15 protein-coding genes are annotated in these 18,174 nt (G+C 42.5%); 5 read left to right on the forward strand and 10 right to left on the reverse strand.

Features of this window, described 5'->3' with window-relative positions; all coding sequences use genetic code 11:
• Nucleotides 1-7: 7 nt before the first annotated feature.
• From ygfZ to V6259_RS15570, 3 genes are all read right to left on the reverse strand, one after another.
• On the reverse strand, nucleotides 8-940 hold the full coding sequence (ygfZ, locus tag V6259_RS15560; RefSeq protein WP_341585337.1) for a CAF17-like 4Fe-4S cluster assembly/insertion protein YgfZ: 933 nt from the start codon (nucleotides 938-940) through the stop codon (nucleotides 8-10).
• Between the two features lie 152 nt (nucleotides 941-1,092).
• The gene (locus tag V6259_RS15565) at nucleotides 1,093-2,100 is read right to left on the reverse strand and encodes a response regulator (RefSeq protein ID WP_341585338.1); all 1,008 of its coding nucleotides are present in this window, start codon (nucleotides 2,098-2,100) and stop codon (nucleotides 1,093-1,095) included.
• Entirely contained in the window at nucleotides 2,097-5,471 is a 3,375-nt protein-coding gene (locus tag V6259_RS15570; RefSeq protein WP_341585340.1) for a PAS domain S-box protein, read from the reverse strand. Before V6259_RS15570 ends, V6259_RS15565 begins: the two co-directional genes overlap by 4 nt.
• 386 nt (nucleotides 5,472-5,857) lie before the next feature.
• Here V6259_RS15570 and xylB point away from each other — a divergent pair, with 386 nt between their 5' ends.
• The gene (gene xylB / locus V6259_RS15575; protein ID WP_341585342.1) at nucleotides 5,858-7,354 is read left to right on the forward strand and encodes a xylulokinase; all 1,497 of its coding nucleotides are present in this window, start codon (nucleotides 5,858-5,860) and stop codon (nucleotides 7,352-7,354) included.
• A 67-nt stretch (nucleotides 7,355-7,421) separates the two neighbouring features.
• Here the strand turns inward: xylB and V6259_RS15580 are convergent, their stop codons facing one another.
• The 6 genes from V6259_RS15580 to V6259_RS15605 all read right to left on the reverse strand — a co-directional run bounded on the left by V6259_RS15580 (nucleotide 7,422) and on the right by V6259_RS15605 (nucleotide 14,152).
• A complete protein-coding gene (locus V6259_RS15580; protein ID WP_341585344.1) occupies nucleotides 7,422-8,303 on the reverse strand; it encodes an AraC family transcriptional regulator in 882 nt (293 codons plus the stop codon).
• 186 nt (nucleotides 8,304-8,489) lie between these two features.
• Nucleotides 8,490-9,920: a mannitol dehydrogenase family protein gene (locus V6259_RS15585; RefSeq protein ID WP_341585345.1), complete on the reverse strand. Its 1,431-nt coding sequence runs from the start codon at nucleotides 9,918-9,920 to the stop codon at nucleotides 8,490-8,492.
• Nucleotides 9,913-11,016, reverse strand: coding sequence for an ABC transporter ATP-binding protein (locus V6259_RS15590; protein WP_341585347.1), 1,104 nt, complete (start codon nucleotides 11,014-11,016; stop codon nucleotides 9,913-9,915). The genes V6259_RS15585 and V6259_RS15590 overlap by 8 nt, the downstream gene beginning before the upstream one ends.
• An 18-nt stretch (nucleotides 11,017-11,034) precedes the next feature.
• Complete coding sequence (locus V6259_RS15595) at nucleotides 11,035-11,865, reverse strand: carbohydrate ABC transporter permease (protein ID WP_341585348.1); 831 nt, start codon at nucleotides 11,863-11,865, stop codon at nucleotides 11,035-11,037.
• 9 nt (nucleotides 11,866-11,874) lie between these two features.
• On the reverse strand, nucleotides 11,875-12,735 hold the full coding sequence (locus tag V6259_RS15600) for a carbohydrate ABC transporter permease (RefSeq protein ID WP_341585349.1): 861 nt from the start codon (nucleotides 12,733-12,735) through the stop codon (nucleotides 11,875-11,877).
• Between the two features lie 97 nt (nucleotides 12,736-12,832).
• Nucleotides 12,833-14,152: an ABC transporter substrate-binding protein gene (locus tag V6259_RS15605; protein WP_341585350.1), complete on the reverse strand. Its 1,320-nt coding sequence runs from the start codon at nucleotides 14,150-14,152 to the stop codon at nucleotides 12,833-12,835.
• 317 nt (nucleotides 14,153-14,469) lie between these two features.
• Between V6259_RS15605 and V6259_RS15610 the strand changes: the two genes are divergently transcribed.
• Together V6259_RS15610 and V6259_RS15615 are read left to right on the forward strand one after the other, a co-directional pair.
• Nucleotides 14,470-14,745 (forward strand): FAD assembly factor SdhE, encoded by a 276-nt coding sequence (locus tag V6259_RS15610; RefSeq protein ID WP_133011841.1) that lies wholly within the window; start codon nucleotides 14,470-14,472, stop codon nucleotides 14,743-14,745.
• A 58-nt stretch (nucleotides 14,746-14,803) separates the two neighbouring features.
• Entirely contained in the window at nucleotides 14,804-15,160 is a 357-nt protein-coding gene (locus tag V6259_RS15615) for a hypothetical protein (protein ID WP_341585351.1), read from the forward strand.
• On the opposite strand, the gene nadB is transcribed toward V6259_RS15615, so the two are convergent.
• The gene (nadB, locus tag V6259_RS15620; protein ID WP_341585352.1) at nucleotides 15,161-16,756 is read right to left on the reverse strand and encodes an L-aspartate oxidase; all 1,596 of its coding nucleotides are present in this window, start codon (nucleotides 16,754-16,756) and stop codon (nucleotides 15,161-15,163) included.
• A 213-nt stretch (nucleotides 16,757-16,969) separates the two neighbouring features.
• Here nadB and rpoE point away from each other — a divergent pair, with 213 nt between their 5' ends.
• Entirely contained in the window at nucleotides 16,970-17,563 is a 594-nt protein-coding gene (rpoE, locus tag V6259_RS15625) for an RNA polymerase sigma factor RpoE (RefSeq protein WP_341585353.1), read from the forward strand.
• On the forward strand, nucleotides 17,560-18,171 hold the full coding sequence (locus V6259_RS15630) for a sigma-E factor negative regulatory protein (protein WP_341585354.1): 612 nt from the start codon (nucleotides 17,560-17,562) through the stop codon (nucleotides 18,169-18,171). Before rpoE ends, V6259_RS15630 begins: the two co-directional genes overlap by 4 nt.
• Nucleotides 18,172-18,174 lie beyond the last annotated feature (3 nt).

An 18,174-nucleotide genomic window follows, 5' to 3' on the forward strand; every position in this document is an offset into this window, starting at 1 on the left:
TTGTCGGTTACTTGGTGTTTTCAAGTCGATAGGGCAGAGGTTGCAAGGTGATCGCTTGTTCACCTAGGAAAAAATTGTCTACATCGGTTGGCTCTATATTGAGAATGATCTGCGCGATATTCAGGTTATTAAAGCGCGCGCTTTTAAATACGCTGCCAATGCTCTTCCCTTCACTGTCTAATAAAGTGGGGCTAACGTCGTGATCGCCTTCCCAGCTAAAGAGTGCCAACTGCTTTTTCGATTTTCCACGGTATTGCATTCGCGCGACAATTTCTTGCCCAGTGTAACAACCTTTCGTGAAGCTGATACCGCCAGTGCGTTGCATATTGAGCCATTGGGGGAGCACTTTTTCACTTTGTTCTACATCAATTAATGGTCGTGCAGTTAGCAAAGATAAGAGTTCGGTTTGTGACGGTGCAGGCATTTTTTCATTTACCTGTTCAACGACCGCATCGTGTTTGCGCTGTAAGCAAAGTGTTGCTCGGGTTGGACTGTCACTGATGGCCAGCGTGATCGATTCATTGCCGATCTCTACTGGCAATTGTTCAGGTAATGCGTCTGGAATAGCGCTGCTGGTGGATGTGCTAAAGTGCGATTCAATGGCATATTCTTCGCTTGCATCGCTCAGATTCACTTGGAAAAACACCGCGTATTTTTTTAAGTGGTTGAGAGCAATTTCAACCAGAGGTTTATTCATAATTAGTAAGGTATCTTCCTGTTCTTGAATAACAAAAAAGTTACTGATAATTCTGCCTTTAACGCTACATATCGCACCGTACAGCCCCGTCGATTCAGACAGCTTTGTCATATCGCAAGACGCTTGGCCTTGAAGAAGCTTACTTGCATCGCTGCCGTTTATTCGCAATATGCCAAGTTGAGTATTCTGTGCACTGACACCTTGACCAAGTAATGAGGCCACCAAGTGAGAGAAGGTATTCATAGAATAAGACCTATGGTTGTTAATATAAACAACATGATTGAGGTAATTAGAGATCTGCCAAGGGATAAGTAAACGCCTTTTTCTTAATTCACTCCCCTTAGCCTTTGCTAACTAAAATGGCGCTTTTTTTGCGGTTTTCAATTGCTTCTGCGTTAATTTGCAGGCATCTCTTCAGAAAATTGTTGTTTTATCTCTAATAGCTTAGGCAGCTCTTGTATAAGTAGCATGACTAAATAAGGGTCAAAGTGTTTGCCACTTTGGTCTTGGATGAAATCGATAGCTTCTTCTATAGACCACGCTTTTTTATAAGGTCGCTCGGAGGTTAAAGCGTCGAAGACATCGACGAGAGCAACGATACGTCCCTCGATCGGAATATCCTCGCCAGACAAACCGTATGGATAACCGCTGCCATCCCACTTTTCATGGTGAGTAATCGCCACTGAGCGAGCAAGTGCAATCAGATGGGATTTTGGATTATCTAAAATTTCCGCGCCAATATGAGTGTGGTTCTTCATGATCTCATATTCTTCTGAGGTTAGTTTTCCAGGCTTTAGGAGAATGCTGTCAGCAATGCCGATCTTGCCTAGGTCATGCATAGGGGCTGCCATCATTAATTCATCGGCAACGAATTCATTATAACCGCAGGCCATGGCCATGATTTTAGCAAAATGGCTAACGCGCTGAACATGCATCCCCGTTTCATTGTCTTTGTATTCTGCGGCTCGGCCTAGGCGTTGGATTAAATCAATGTGCGTCGCTTTAAGAACATTTGCTTGGATCAAGGACAGATGTGTTTTTACTCGAGCAAATACAATAGTTGGAGTAATGGGCTTGGTAATATAGTCGACAGCACCGATCTCAAAGCCTTTCGCCTCATCGACTGTATCCCGTAATGCGGTAACAAAAATCACCGGAATATGAGCGGTATCTGGGTTTTTTTTGAGTTTTTCACACACTTCAAACCCTGTCATTTCTGGCATCATCACATCAAGCAAGATAAGGTCGACGCTCTCTTTTTTGACTATGTTTAACGCGTCTTCTCCAGAGCGTGCAAAAGAAAGACGGTACTTATCTTCTAGTACCTTTTTTAGCACCCTAAGATTCGTTGGCTCATCATCGACCAATAAAATTCTAGGGGAGTTAATGGCGCCAAGTATCATAATGTTTCCCCTTCAGTGTATGTTTTTTTGAACTGTGCAAGCTCTATTGTGCCTTGTTCAAAATCAAAGTTGGATAAGTGATCAACGGCTTGCGTAAGCGCAGCTTTTGATGGTGTGGGCGCGCTGTTAATTAATTGCGTCATTTTGTTGTCATCCAGTTCGCCACTGTTGGCAAGTTCGATGAGTTCATCGATCAAAGAGAGGCAGATTTCTAGATTGTCTGTTTGTTCCGGATCGCTTTTTGTTTTGAGTGAGGAGTCTTCAGTGTTCGAGGTGCTAAATCGTGATAACTCAGCCAAAAAGTGAGAGAAAGCTTTCTCTAGTTTAATGATATTTTCGTCACAATCTAGATGCGCCTTAGTGCGAGCGGTGTTTTCTACGCTGCTGGCTTGTTGTGATAAGTTAACCAAAGCCAGATTGGCCGCCACGCCTTTTATAGCATGCGCAGATTGGCTGAGATCTTGATACAGTTGGTCATTCAGTAAACGTTTAAATTCTTGGCTAATGGTTGCGTTTTTCTTGGCAAATCTTTCTAATTCATCAATGTAGATAGTGCGCTCTCCCCACAAAGCGAGGCCTTTCTCAAAATGAATTTCTTTGCGCTTGAGCGGGGGAAGTTCCGCTGTGTTATTAGTGTCTAGTAATGGCAAATCGGTCATTTTTAATACGCGAGCCATTTCATTATTTAAGGCAAGTCGATCTATTGGTTTGGTTGCAAAGCCATTCATTCCCGCTTTTTTCGCATCAAGGCGGTCTTCCATTAAGACACTGGCGGTTAAGGCAATGACTGGGATATTGTCTAGATCATGACTGCTTTCGTAAGTGCGGATAATCTGAGTGGCTGTTACACCATCCATTTTGGGCATTTGTAGATCCATTAGTATTAAATTTGGCTGCAAGGATTTGTACGCTTCAACTGCTTCCAGTCCATCTCGAGCGGTAAATACCGTGTGTCCTTGGCGAGAAAGAAGGTGTGATAGCAAGGTAATGTTTTGAGGTATATCGTCTACTACCAAAATATCTTGAGGAGGAATGCAAACTAATGCACTGTTTTCCGTTTCAGTCGGTGGCGCTGACATTTCAAGAGGAATGTCAAAATAAAAGGTACTGCCAACATTTATTGTGCTTTTAGCGTGTATGGTACCGCCCATTAAGGCAACCAGTTGTTTAGATATGCTGGTACCCAGTCCAGTACCACCAAAGCGTCGGCTCATAGAAGCATCCGCTTGGGTGAACGGGTCAAAAATATTTTCTAATCTATCTGTCTCAATGCCTATGCCTGTGTCGGTTATTTCAAAACGAATAAAAGGAGGGGTCATCGGGAAAACTCTCAACTCGACGTGTCCAGACTCTGTGAATTTAATCGCATTGCCGATTAAGTTGATAAGAATCTGTCGAATGCGTTCACCAGCCCCCATGTAAGCGGTAGCAAGGGAGTCATCCATATCGAACTGCAATGAAATCCCCTTGTTCTTCGCTTGTAGCCATAGAGTAGAAATAGATGAATCAACTAGGTCAGAAAGAATAAAGGGACGAAGATCGAGCTCCAGTTTATTCTTTTCTAATTTAGCGCTGTCTAGAATATCGTTGAGTAAGTACAGTAAAGAGCGTGCGGACTGGCAAATGGTGTCTAGGTATTTTTGTTGCTCTGGTTCGTTACCCATTTCGAGTAATAGCTCTGAAAAGCCAATAATGGAGTTCATTGGTGTTCGTATTTCATGGCTCATATTGGCAAGGAATGCCGCTTTACTTTCGGCGGCCACTTCAGCTTCTTCTTTTGCTTGACGCAGAGCGCTTTCCATTTCAACTCGCTCGGTAATATCGAGCATGACACCGTCTATCCATTCAGGAATACCGTCTTCATTAAAAACAATATTCGCGTTTTCCAGCACCCAAACTGTGCTGCCTTCTTTGTGTTGTAGTCTATATTCTAGAGAGTAGGAACGATGTTCAGCGATTGCAGTGTTTACCGTCTGTTTGAGTCGGTCTATGTCATCGGGGTGTATGGTTTTTGATACAGTAACCTTACTTTGGTAAAAGTCATCCGCTTGCCACCCAATTAGCTGTTGTACTGCCTCGCTAATAAAAATAGGAGGCATATCTTGATTGAATAAACTTCGAAAAGAGACACCAGGAATATTCCTAATAAGGGAGCGATATTGCTCTTCGCTTTTCTTTATTTTTTCTTCCATCTCTTTGCGGACAGAAATATCCGTAACGAAGCCGACAAACATAGGTTTTTTTCCAACAACGTCGACTCGTCCAATAGCCAGACGGATAGGAATAATATGGCCATTTTTATGAAGAACTGTAATTTCGTTATCTAAACCATCATGCTGTTTTATCGCGCTTTTTAAATAGGTTATGAGGGCTTTTCGGCTGTGTAAGTTATTCGATTTTGGCAATAAAACAGAAATACGCTTGCCGATTAGCTCTGATTCTGTCCAGCCAAAAATCTGTTCTGCCGCTTTATTAAAAGCGAGAATAATACCTTTAGCATCCATCGAAATAATGCCATCAATAGCGGTATCAAGAGTAGTTTGCAAGCGCAATTCATTGTCTGCTTTCTCTTTAAATAGCTGGCGATAGCGTATTTGAGATGTGATATTAGTGGCCAATATAGACAATAAAATGGTAATCGTCGCAATGGTTATAGATAGGCCGTCGTGGTTGTTTTCCGTTGCGATCATTGTATGTTGGCCGGCTGGCATAATAAAACGTGCGCCTTCCATGCCAGCATAATGCATACCCGAAATCGCCGCTCCCATAATCGAGGCGCTAATGACATTGATAATCTGTAGGTTCCAGGAAGGCCAGGTTTTACTGATGTAATAACGTGCAGATAAAGCAATGATGGCCAGCGCAACCGCAATAGCAATCGATAAAAAGAACCAAAAAGGGTCGTAAAGCAAAGTTGCATGCATATTCATCCCAGCCATCCCCATGTAGTGCATGGTACCTATACCTGCGCCTACCGTAATGCCGCTGATAATTAAGCGAAGAGGAGTGAGGGTTTGCGTGTCCGCCAACATTCTTAATGCGACATAGGATGCAATCAAACTAGGGAATATAGAAATAAGTGTTAGAAAAAAATCGTATTCTATGCTGCCGCTCATTTGGAAGGCGAGCATGCCTATAAAGTGCATGCTCCAGATACCACCGGCCATGATAAGAGAGCCTGAAATAAGCGCTATTTTTTTGTAAGCAGATGAGGTGATGTGTTGCGCTGCCGTTGCAAAATGCAAGGCGAAAAATGAGGCCGCGGCGGCAACAATAATAGAAAGCGCGACTAACGCGTAATCATAATGCCCTATCATCAACTGGTTTTGAGGTATGGTCTGAGTTGTAAAAAATGTATTTAGCCAAAGCATACTTTATAAATTACCTGCATTTTATCGGCTCAATTGGCCTTTAGGGATAATATTGAATGTGACTTTCATTATTAGACGTTATGTTAGAATTCAAGGTATCTACTTACTACACTCTGTATTCACAACGAAAATTGCAATGTTAAAAATTAAACCTTTAATCAAGAAAAGTGTTTTTTTGCTTAAAAAATGTCAAAAGAAAGTCTGCGTACTATAACTGTTTTGGGCTTTGTTAGGTGTGCAAAATTGATGTATTTTGTGGTCTTTTAGTACGAAAGGTGCAAGTTCATAAATTACGTTTGACTCATTGGTAAAATATTTTCAATATGAGCTTAAAGCCCGTAAAAATAAACAACAAAAACATACGATCAACATGAGAATAATAAGCTATGTATTTAGGCCTTGATCTTGGAACCTCTGGACTGAAGGGTGTTGTCATTGATGATAATGGCAATTTAATAGCTCAAGAGTCGGCAGAACTCAGTGTTAGTTCACCGTATCCTATGTGGTCCGAGCAAGACCCGCTGTCTTGGTGGCAAGCTTGTCTGGATGTTGTTGATCAACTTCAACAAAGATTAGACCTCAGTAAGTTAAAGGCGATTGGCTTATCAGGGCAAATGCATGGTGCAACGCTGCTAGATGCCCAAGGCGATATTTTACGACCTTGTATTTTGTGGAATGATGGCCGTAGTCAGCAACAATGCCAAACCTTGATGGAACAATGCCCCGAATTTGTTGAGCGTTCTGGAAACTTGGTGATGCCGGGGTTCACTGCGCCTAAAGTGCAATGGGTGAGAGAAAATGAACCTGAGATATTTTCCCGTTTGAGTCATGTCTTGCTGCCTAAAGATTACCTTGCTTATCGTCTGACGGGTGTTTTTTCAACCGATTGTTCTGATGCAGCAGGTACCTTGTGGTTAAATCCCGCGACCCGTCTGTGGGACGATGTTCTGCTGGCGGCAACCGGGTTGACGCAAAAAAATATGCCGACCGTGTATGAAGGTTGTGGTGTGGTGGGGACTTTGTCTGAAGACGTGGCAGCGTTGTTAAACATCCCAGTAATTTCTGTGGTGGCTGGTGGCGGTGACAACGCAGTTGGTGCGGTCGGTATGGGTATTGCACGACCGGGACAAGGGCTGCTGTCTTTGGGAACATCTGGTGTGTATTTTGCGGTGAGCGAGTCCCATAAAGCCAACCCGAACAATACTGTCCATGCTTTTTGCCATGCGCTCCCCAATCGTTGGCATCAAATGGGGGTAACTTTAAGCGCTGCTAACTCTTTGTCATGGTGGGCAAAAACAGTCAATCTTTCTGTACAAGCATTATTAGAGGCGCTTGAGCACTCCGAACAGACACAAACTACCGTCATCTTTTTACCTTATCTTAATGGTGAGCGCACTCCGCATAATGACCCTTATGCGCAAGGACAATTCGTTGGTTTGAACAATTCGACAACGCTTGATGATATGACACTCGCTATATTAGAAGGCGTGGCTTTTTCATTATTGGATTGTCAAAATGCATTAGCGACAGCAGGTACTATTGTGTCGGATTTATCATTAATCGGAGGTGGTGCGCGTTCGGCTTTTTGGCGTCAACTCTTATCGAACGTCTTAAACAAACGTCTTATTTACCGTGATGGTGGTGAAGTTGGACCGGGATTAGGTGCCGCTCGTTTGGCATTGATTGGTGATAAGCACAAAACAGAAGGCTCTATTGAAACATTGATTGAACAATATTGCTTTTTGCCTGATGAGCTAGATTCCCATGAGCCTGAGAAAGAGTTTGAGGGCTATTACCAAAGGAAGTACAAATTATACCAAGACTTTTTCACATCAACTCAACATTTAAATAAATCGCTTTCAAACTTATTAAATCCAGAATAATAAAAAGCGGTTATGTTATTAGACATGACCGCTAATTTTTCGTCTTTATATTTTAATATGTATGACGTTATGCAATACGTTTAGAGCTTTGTGAACGGAAGTCACGTGGTGTGACGCCTTTGAGTTCATGAAAACGTCGGTTAAAGTTAGCGACATTATTAAACCCAACTTGAAAGCAGATATTTGCAATCTGTTGATCTGTTTCTGTTAATAAATTGCAGGCTCGGCTAATTCGAACTCGATTGACAAATTCGATAAAACGGTTGCCTGTGGCTTTCCTAAAGAATCTAGAAAAGTGACTGTCAGACATATTGATCAAACTGGCCGCGTTCGACAAGCTGATATCTTGGCTGTAATTCTGTGACACATAATCGACAACCGTATTGACTTTACTCTGCAAGGCTTCATTTGATTTTAAGTCAATTTGAACCGTCGAAAGAAGACGATAATTTTGACTTTGAGCCAGTCTTTTAAGAAGAGGAAGTGACTTAATGACTCGCTGTAATCCCGTGCTGTCGCGAACAGATCCAAAGGTTTCTTTTAAGTCATCCAGTTCGATGTCGAAGAACTCGATGCCAGATTTGGCTCTGAGTAACATAGGTAATATCTCTGCCAGCTCAGGAATAATCTTCATTCCGTTGGAAAACGATTCATGATCAAAGCGAATCACCATGTCTCTAACTTGAACGGGGTCTTGATTGTTTTGGCAAATCCAGTTGTGAGGCAGCCTTGGGCCAGTCAAAATGAGTTGGCCAGGATCGTAATTGCCAATATAGTCACCGACAAATACCTTTCCAGACGTTGCTACCATGAAATGTAATTCATAGTCATCATGGGCATGCCAGCGAATGAGGTCGCTAGGATATCCGTGTTCTAGATAGCGGATAGTTTCAATACCGTTATCGACCAGTTCATATTCTGGTGTATTGCGTTTTGTTGTTGTGGACATAAAATTCACCTAAAACAAAAATCAGAGTCTTGCTTTAATAACGCGTAGAGAGGCTTGTAACAAATGTAGATTTGTATAGAGCGACTTTTTGACTCAGGTTTTAATAGTGAGGCCATTATTCCCTAGCAATTACCATATAGCAAAAACCGAGTTTAAAAAATTATTACTTACTCGGTTGCTTCGTTATTAATCGTATTTTTTCTGTTCTTCATGAATCGATTTTGCTAGATCCGTCGCGAAACTTGGATAATCTGTTGCTAAACTTCCCCATAAATAAGGGTCTGTCGCGAACGCTTGAATGCCCTTTTTATCGTTTGTAAACGAAGACATAGAAGACAGGTTAGGCTCATGATACTCGATTGCTAATTGCCCCGCTGCGGCTTTATGGATAAACACAAACCAGCAAGCAATGCCTTGGATCGTTTTTGTTGGCGTACCACCGATACGATATACACCTTCTAAAGAAGGGTAAACAAAGATAGGGAACTTTGCGTAGCCATCGGTACAAATTCGTTCTACGGTGTCACCGATGTTTGTATTGCTAAAGCGTGCCGCAATAATATCAAAATACGCGGGTAAATCGACGATAGAATTGCCTATCGCAGGGATAGAATCTTGCTTAATGAAGTCTGTAAAATACTGCTTTAATTCATCATCACGCATTGCTTCATCGAAATAGGTGAGTCCCTTCAAGGCCGCTTGATATGTTACGCAAGTATGGCCGGCATTAAGAATACGAATTTTCGCCTCTTCGTAGGGATCAACCTTGTCAACAAATTGTACGCCGACAAGGTCCAACGCAGGCTTTTCTCCTGCAAAATTATCCTCGATGACCCACTGGGCAAAGTCTTCACCCATGACGGTCATTTCATCGTCAATGCCAAATCGATCTTGCACGTCTTTGACATGAATAAGGCTTGGTTTCGGTGTGATCCTATCTACCATGGCACAAGGGAAAGAAACATTTTCTTTCACCCAGTTAACAAGTGTTGTATCGCCTTTAGCGGATAAAAATTGCATTAGCCCTGTTTCTAATAGCTCGCCATTGTGGCGTAAATTGTCACAACACAGTAAGGTTATTTTAGCATTAGATGTCTCGCTACGTTTCTTCAGACCTGCGTGTAAAAAAGCGTACAGCGTATTTCTGGCACCTTCAATATCTGCTTTTATAGCAGGATGAGAGGTCATGAGTACACGTTTTTCATCTAGGTAATAACCGCCTTCCGTTACTGTGGAGGTGACTAATTGTGTGTTGGCATCAGCCATAGCATCATCAACATCATTCGGTTTTTGAGCACCGTCAATTTGGCGAATAATGGAGCGAATATGTTCATACTCTGTCGCACCATTTGGCGCCATTGTTTTAAGAACATACTCTCCTTGTTGGGCCATGAGGCGGGCAAAAGATTGACTGTCTTGAGGTCGAACGTTTACGCCGATCAACCCCCACTTTTTGCCTTCAGGAAGCGCCAAGAACCGATCAAAATACATTGCCTGATGGGCTCGATGAAAAGCACCAACACCAAGATGAATAACGCCTGGGCTAATATCCTCTTTTGCATATGGCTGAACTGACAATTGATCACAGTGCCGAGTTGCGGTAAGTGTATTAGGCATTACTTGCACCCTCAGCAATGATGGAAATAACTTGGTCATCTTGGTTAAACAAGATGGCTTCACTTGAATCGATATTGATGTGAACGACATCATCATCTTTTAGAACACTGCGCGCTGAAGCTTTTAAGATGATCATTTGATCATTACTTAATTGGATATGCGCATAAGATTCAGAACCAAGGTGCTCAACAAGCTCTACGCGTCCAGTGATATCACCATTTTCTTCTACTAGGGATAAATGCTCTGGACGTATGCCTAGGGTAATCGCTTTAGGCAATGAGCCTTTAATGCGGTTGGCAGGGAAAGTGACGCTACTGTTGAGTAGATTCAATGTTAAAATTTCACCTTTTTCAGCAAAGCTATCAACGTCAATAAGATTCATTTTTGGCGTGCCAATAAACTCCGCAACGAAGCGGTTGTTCGGTTGGCGATACAGTTCTAAAGGCGTACCTACTTGTTCAATTTGACCTGCATTGAGTATGACGACACGATCTGCCAATGTCATGGCTTCTATCTGGTCGTGTGTTACATAGATCATTGTCGTGCCCAGTTTTTTGTGTAAACGGGCTAATTCAAGGCGCATTTGTACGCGCAAGGCTGCGTCCAAATTTGATAAGGGTTCGTCAAACAAGAAAACCTTAGGTTGACGAACGATGGCGCGACCAATAGCAACACGTTGACGCTGACCACCAGACAATTCTTTTGGCTTGCGATCTAGTAATGGGTCAAGCTGTAAGGATGCCGATACAGAGCGAACCTTCTCTTGAATTTCATTATCTGGCACTTTAGCAAGGCGTAAAGCAAATGACAGATTATCTGCTACTGTCATGTGCGGATAAAGTGCATAGGATTGAAACACCATTGCTAAGTCACGTTTGGAAGAGGCGACTTCCGTAATGTCTTTTCCATCTAATTCAATCGATCCACCTGAGGATAATTCTAGACCGGCAATGGTGCGTAATAAGGTCGATTTCCCACATCCAGATGGCCCTACGAAGACAAGAAACTCACCCTCGGTAACGTTAAGGTTTATGCCTCTTAACGCATGATAGCTATCGTAATGTTTTTGCAATTCTGAAATAACTAAATAACTCATGGCTAATATTCCTAATAATTATTTTACGGCACCAAATGTAAGGCCTTGGACGAGTTGTTTTTGGCAGAACCAACCAAACACGACGATCGGAGCGCACGCCATCGTTGATGCAGCAGACAGCTTGGCCCAAAATAAGCCTTCAGGGCTTGAGTAAGATGCAATCATTGCCGTCAATGGGGCGGCATTAGAAGCGGTTAAATTGAGTGACCAAAAAGCTTCATTCCAGCATAAAATGATGGATAACAATCCTGTAGAGGCAATGCCACCGATGGACAAAGGAAGCACGACTTTGATCATTTCATCCCATGGCGTAGCACCATCCATTCTGGCGGCTTCAAGAATCTCTTTGGGTAGATCTTTAAAGTAAGAGAACAGCATCCAAATAATGATGGGCAAGTTCATTAACGTGAAGATAATGATCAAACCTGTACGACTGTCTAATAGGCCGTTATTACGAAACATTATGTAAATAGGTACTAATACACCCACGGCTGGTAGCATTTTCGTCGACAACATCCACAACAAAATATCTTTGGTGCGTTTGCTAGGGAAAAATGCCATTGAGTAGGCGGCCGGAATCGCGATGATCAAAGCGATAAAGGTGGAGCCAAATGAGGTGACCACAGAGTTCATTGCATGCAATAAATAGTCACTGCGTTCCTGCACTATTTTGTAGTTGTCTAGTGTTGGCTCAAAGAACAGGGTGGGCGGCACAGAAATAGCCTGTAGCTCTGTTTTGAAAGACGTCAAAAACATCCAGAAAATAGGAAAGAATAAAAGTAATGCGACAAACCAAGCCAACAGGCCAGTTATGAGTGTTTTAAGTTTTCGTTGCTGATTAAGAGTCATCTTGTTACCTCACACCGTTAGGTTTTTGCCGACGGCACGAATTAGGAAGAAAGCGACGATATTGGCAAGCAACACCGCGAATAAACCACCGGCAGACGCCACGCCTACGTCATATTGAAGCAGTGCTTGGTTGTAGATTAAGTAAGCTAAGTTAGTGCTGGCATAGCCAGGACCACCCCCAGTAGTTACAAAAATCTCAGCAAATACGGCCAATAAGAAAATAGTTTCAATCATCACCACCACGGCAATGGGTCGTGCTAAGTGAGGAATGGTTAAGTAACGAAAAATATGCCAGCCCGTTGCACCGTCCATTTGAGCCGCTTCTTTTTGCTCTGTGTCTTGAGACTGTAACGCCGTTACAAAAACGAGAATCGCAAAAGGCAACCACTGCCAGCTAACCATAATAATCACTGACATCAGCGGATAAGTGCCTAGCCAGTCGATAGGTTGCAAGCCGAGTGATTCAGAAATCCAGGCAAAAATGCCATAGACAGGATTCATCATCATGTTTTTCCAAATCAAAGCGTTGACCGTAGGCATAATGAAGAAAGGTGAGATCAATAAGACGCGAACAATGCTGCGCCCAAAAAATGGTTTATCGATAAGAGCGGATAGCATCACGCCCAAAACGACAGTGATGACCAAGACAGACAAAAGCAGAATTAATGTGTTTGCAACCGCGGTAATAAAACCAGGATCCGTGACAAAAAACTCATAGTTCATTAAGCCAACAAAGCGATTTTGGCCCGGATACAAAAGATTGTAACGAATGGTCGAGAAGTAGATGGTCATCGATAACGGCACGATCATCCACACTAAAAGCATGATGACGGATGGCGCCATTAATAAGCGAGTGATTGAGCGCTTCATGGTGAGTATCTCTTATTATAATGAATAGGGCGTCGTGCGACAGGTCACAATAAGCAAATAAGGTAGCGGTCGTCCGCTACCTTATTTCTAGTGAAGGCTAGTAATAGCCTGCTTGACGCATCTGACGCTCTGCTGCTTTTTGAGCATTGTTTAATGCTTGATCAACAGTCATTGCGCCAGCAAGTGCTCCAGAAATCATTTGCCCTGTTGTCGTACCAATTGCTTGGAACTCAGGGATAGAGGCAAATTGGACACCTACGTAGGGGGAAGGTTTTAGTGTGCTGTCTTCAGGGTCGGCTGATTTAATGGCTTTCAGCTCCGCACTGGCAAACACCGCTGCTTTTTGGAAGTTAGGGTTTTCATAGGTGCTTTCACGAGTGCCTGTAGGGACAGAGCCCCAGCCTTCGTTTTTTGCAACCAATTTTATATAGTCTTTAGAGGTCGCCCAGCGCACAAATTTTTGCGCGGCCGCTTCATGTTTGGTGGCAACCGGTACCGCTAGAGCCCAAGCCCATAACCAGTTAGAACCTTTTTTAGTCACTTCATATGGGGCTTGTGCAAAGGCTACTTTATCAGCGACTTTACTTTGCTTAGGATCTGTTACGAAGGACGCAGCAATGGTTGCATCAATCCAAATACCACATTTGCCTTCGTTGAAAAGGGCTAAGTTTTCATTAAAACTGTTTGAACTGGCACCTGGAGGGCCATATTTTCCAAGTAAATCAACGTAGAAGCTAACTGCTTTTTTCCATTCAGGAGAGTTGATTTCTGGTTTCCATTTTTCGTCAAACCAGCGGCCGCCAAATGAGTTTGCCATGGTCGTAACAAGCGCCATGTTATCTCCCCAGCCAGCTTTACCGCGTAAGCAGATACCATAAATACCTTTTTTAGGGTCGTTAATTGCTTTTGCTACATCGCGGATATGGTCCCAGCTATCATGATCGCTGATTTTCATACCGGCTGCTTTTACTAGGTCTTTACGGTACATAACCATGGAACTTTCGCCATAGAATGGTGCTGCGTAAAGTGTTCCTTTATAAGACAATCCGCTACGAATAGAAGGAAGAATGTCTTTTTCATCATAACTACCACTGGCGTCAATAGGTTGTAACCAACCACGTTGACCCCAAATAGGCGCTTCGTACATACCAATGGTCATCACATCGTATAGACCGCTTTTATTGGCGATGTCTTGTGTGACATTTTGGCGTAATACACTTTCTTCTAAAGTAACCCATTTTACTTTTATACCAGGGTTGGCTTTTTCAAAGTCTGGGGTGAGTTTCTGCATCTCAATCATGTGGCCGTTGTTTACGGTAGCCACTGTAATTTGAGTGTCGGCGAAGGCATTTGCTGTTGTTATCGCTGTCGCTAAAGACACGGCGCAAGCAATGGTATTTTTAGAAAGGCTTTTCATTAGGTTTTCCCTATTTTGGGGCTTTTGTTTTTATATTCATACCTAGTCTTGGAAATTGACTACCAAGTGACTATTAATATAGGTAGATGTGAATTGACTCGCTAGTACGGAAAAGGCTAATAAATGTACTATTTTGTTTCTTTTTAATTAAATTGTTAAAAAATGAGTCAAAATAATACTCTTTTGTTGGTGTTGTTCTTTTCTGAGCGTATTTATGTAACGGCATTTTAGTGATTAATATCAGGGAATCTTGATAAGCAGTTTTCCGTCCAGTGGCAAATAGATATAATTGAGATATTCTTATAGAGGGTAATTTAATGAGTGATACAGCGGACTCCATCGCCTTTAGGCGTCTTAAAATGCAGTGTCGACGAGGTATGTTGGAGTTAGATGTACTTCTTGAACCATTTTTGGAAGATGTGTTTTTAACACTAGATGAGGAAGATAAGCAGCGTTTCAATACCTTGCTAGCCTGTGAAGACCAAGAGTTATTCGAATGGTTTATGCAAAGAGAAGTACCAGAAGATCCAGACTTTGCTCGTATTGTTGATATTATTCTGACCCGTGTTCAGCCTGCAAACTACCGCACTTAAATCTTCTTTAATTGGCATAACACTCTGGTTATTATTTTCAGGGTGTTGTGCTCTTTTAATGAGGCTATTTTGGTTTCCCCCTTTCTTGTGGATTACCATTTCTTTGCTTGTCTTCTTTTTGTTTGTGTACTTTATTGCTCGAAGACTCAAATTAGGTATGCCACGCGTAGGCATTGATGAAAAGGGTGTTTATTGGCAAGAGGGTGACCAGTCTTATCGATTAGATTTTGTGCGAGCAAATGGGGTTCAGTTGATTGCCAAAGTGAGAGGGAATTCTCGTTGGCAAGACGGTATTTGGCCTTCTTATCGTGTGATTTATCGAGACAGTTTGTCTTATCACGATTATCGAGTGCTGCGTTCCTTCGCTGCGCAACAAAAAATTCTGAAGCGTAGCGAAGTTACCGTTAAAAAGTAGTTAAGCCGTGGTGTCTGGGCTTAAGATAGTAGGCTTGCTGTTTTCCATTTTGTTTGGGTAGTCCAAGGTAAAATGTAAACCACGACTTTCTTTTCGAGACATCGCAGAGCGAATAATCAAATCAGCAACAACCGCTAAGTTACGCAGTTCCAGTAAATCACTGGACACTTTGTAGTTACTGTAAAACTCTTGAATTTCTGAACGCAGAAGGTCAACTCGATGTTTTGCTCTGAGTAGCCGCTTGTCTGTTCTCACAATACCGACATAATCCCACATGAAACGTCTCAGTTCCTGCCAGTTATGTGTAATGACAACGTCTTCATCTGAATCGGTTACTTTTGTTTCGTCCCAATCAGGAATATAAATGTCTTCATAATGTGTTTTGGTATTAAGAATATGTTGTGCCGCAGAACGCGCGTAAACAATACATTCAAGTAGCGAATTACTTGCCAAACGGTTAGCGCCATGGAGGCCTGTATAGGCGGTTTCTCCAATGGCATAAAGGTTGTTTATATCGGTTGCTCCGTGTTGATCAACAACGACCCCCCCGCAAGTGTAATGGGCAGCGGGTACAACGGGTATCGGGCCCTTCGTCATATCATGGCCATAGGTTAAGCAGCGCTTATATATAGTAGGAAAGTGTTCTTTAATAAAGCTTTCGTCTTTATGGGAAATATCCAATAAAACGTGGTCTATTCCCAAGCGTTTCATTTCATGGTCAATGGCACGAGCGACAATGTCTCGAGGTGCTAATTCGGCTCTTTCATCAAACTCTGGCATAAACCGTGAACCATCAGGAAGCAACAATTTCCCACCTTCACCGCGCACGGCTTCCGAGATAAGAAATGTTTTAGCCTTGGCATCATATAAGCAAGTAGGGTGGAATTGATTGAACTCCATATTGCCAACACGACAGCCCGCACGCCAAGCCATGGCGATGCCATCTCCAGATGCCGTGTCAGGATTACTAGTATAAAGATAAACTTTACTGCTTCCTCCACAGGCTAAGGAAACGGATTGCCCTTGGAACACCTCAATAACATCATCGTCCAGATTAAGGGCGTAAACGCCAACGACTCTGTTGTCACCTGCTAAGCCAAGTTTTTGAGTCGTAACAAGGTCTATTGCCACTCGGTCTGGAAAAAAGGTGATGTTAGGGTGATTGATAGCATTTTTAATCATCGTCTTAGAAATGGCTAAACCTGTTGCATCAGCGCTATGAATAATTCGACGATGACTATGACCACCTTCTTTTGTTAAGTGGTAATTTTCGCTTTCTCCATAGCGGGTAAAAGGCACACCTTGCTCAATGAGCCAATTAATACTTTCTTTAGAGTGCTCTACCGTAAACCGAATGGCATCGGGATCACCTAGTTCGACACCCGCATCTATGGTGTCTTCAATGTGAGATTCGATCGTATCTTCGTCTGAAAGCACCGCCGCCACGCCACCCTGGGCATAAAGTGTCGAGCCTTCTCGAATGTCTGCTTTTGTTAAAATAGCGACACTGTGAGTGTTGGCAAGTTCTAGTGCTAAGGTCAGCCCAGCAGCACCGGCCCCAATGATGACGATATCGTGTTTAAAGTGACGGCTCATAATATTGATCTGATTCATGTCTAAAGTATTAATGTTACTATTGTTATTGTGAAATAGTGAACAATTTTTGAAGATACATTTTTTTCTCAAAAATCTGTACCCTGTAAAAATATAAAGTCTCTATGACATTTATGGGAACTCGCTTTGTGTCTCGTTGTCTTCTTAGTGAATAAGCAGCACAGGCGCGTCAATGAGGTTTATTAAGAGGTGCCTATGCAGCCCGAAACGTCTTCAGATCAGGCGTTAGTTAAAAAAGTCCAACAAGGCGATAAAAAGGCCTTTGATCTGTTGGTTCTAAAATATCAATACAAGGTCATTGGGCTGATTGGTCGTTATGTTCAAGATAAACATGAAGTTCTGGATGTCGCTCAAGACAGCTTTATAAAAGCGTATCGTGCCATCCACTCCTTTCGAGGAGACAGTGCTTTTTATACTTGGCTTTATCGTATTGCGGTTAACACAGCAAAAAATTATTTGGTGAGTCGCTCTCGTCGTCCGCCAGGGTCAGATGTTGAATTGGATAACGATGAAGCCTTTAGTATTCATGATGCGTTACTAGATTCTACTACGCCTGATGCCATTTTAAACAGAGATCGTCTCGAAAGCGCGATTCATGAAGCCATTCGTGCACTTCCTGAAGAGCTTCGTGGTGCGTTGAGTTTAAGAGAATTTGATGGACTTAGTTACGAAGATATTTCACAGATAATGGATTGTCCCGTTGGGACCGTTCGATCAAGGATTTTCCGCGCACGTGAAGCCGTGGAAAAACAAATACGTCCATTTATGGATGGAGGAAATGACCTATGACAACCTCTAATGATAGTAAACAAGCGGTTTTAGAAAGCCTATCTGCGATGTTTGATGATGAGGCAAATGAACAAGATCTTCATGATTTGTTGAAGCAGGATTCTGCTGAGCTAAATAAGCAAATGGAAGCCTTTCATCTAATTCAGCAATCGTTACGTAAAGACTCAGGTTCTGAAGCTGAAATTGATCATGGTTTTAATTTTGCCGAACGAGTGAGTCTTCAATTAGACGAAGAGATGCATCAATCACCTGCTAATAACCTAGTGGCATTGATGCCCATGTTAGAAGAAAAGATAATACCGAAGAAGCGTCCGTTGTGGGCTGGCTTCGCGATTGCGGCAAGTGTGGCTTTTGTTGTTGTATTAGGTGGTGATCTTATCTTAGATACCGGCTCGACTAGTACTACGGCTTTAGCTGCAAAAACGACACCTAACAACTTACACACTCATGTAGCGTCGTTATCTGATTTGAAAAAACAACCAATGGACGCTAATAATCTACGGTTGAAAAATTATTTACGTCAGCATGCCGAGCAAGCAACGATGACAGCGGGTCAGGGTATGATTCCGATGGCGCGTATTGCTAGCTATCCGACAAAAAAAGAGTAAAGA

It is taken from the genome of Marinomonas sp. TI.3.20, from assembly GCF_038155025.1.
Taxonomy (GTDB): domain Bacteria; phylum Pseudomonadota; class Gammaproteobacteria; order Pseudomonadales; family Marinomonadaceae; genus Marinomonas; species Marinomonas flavescens.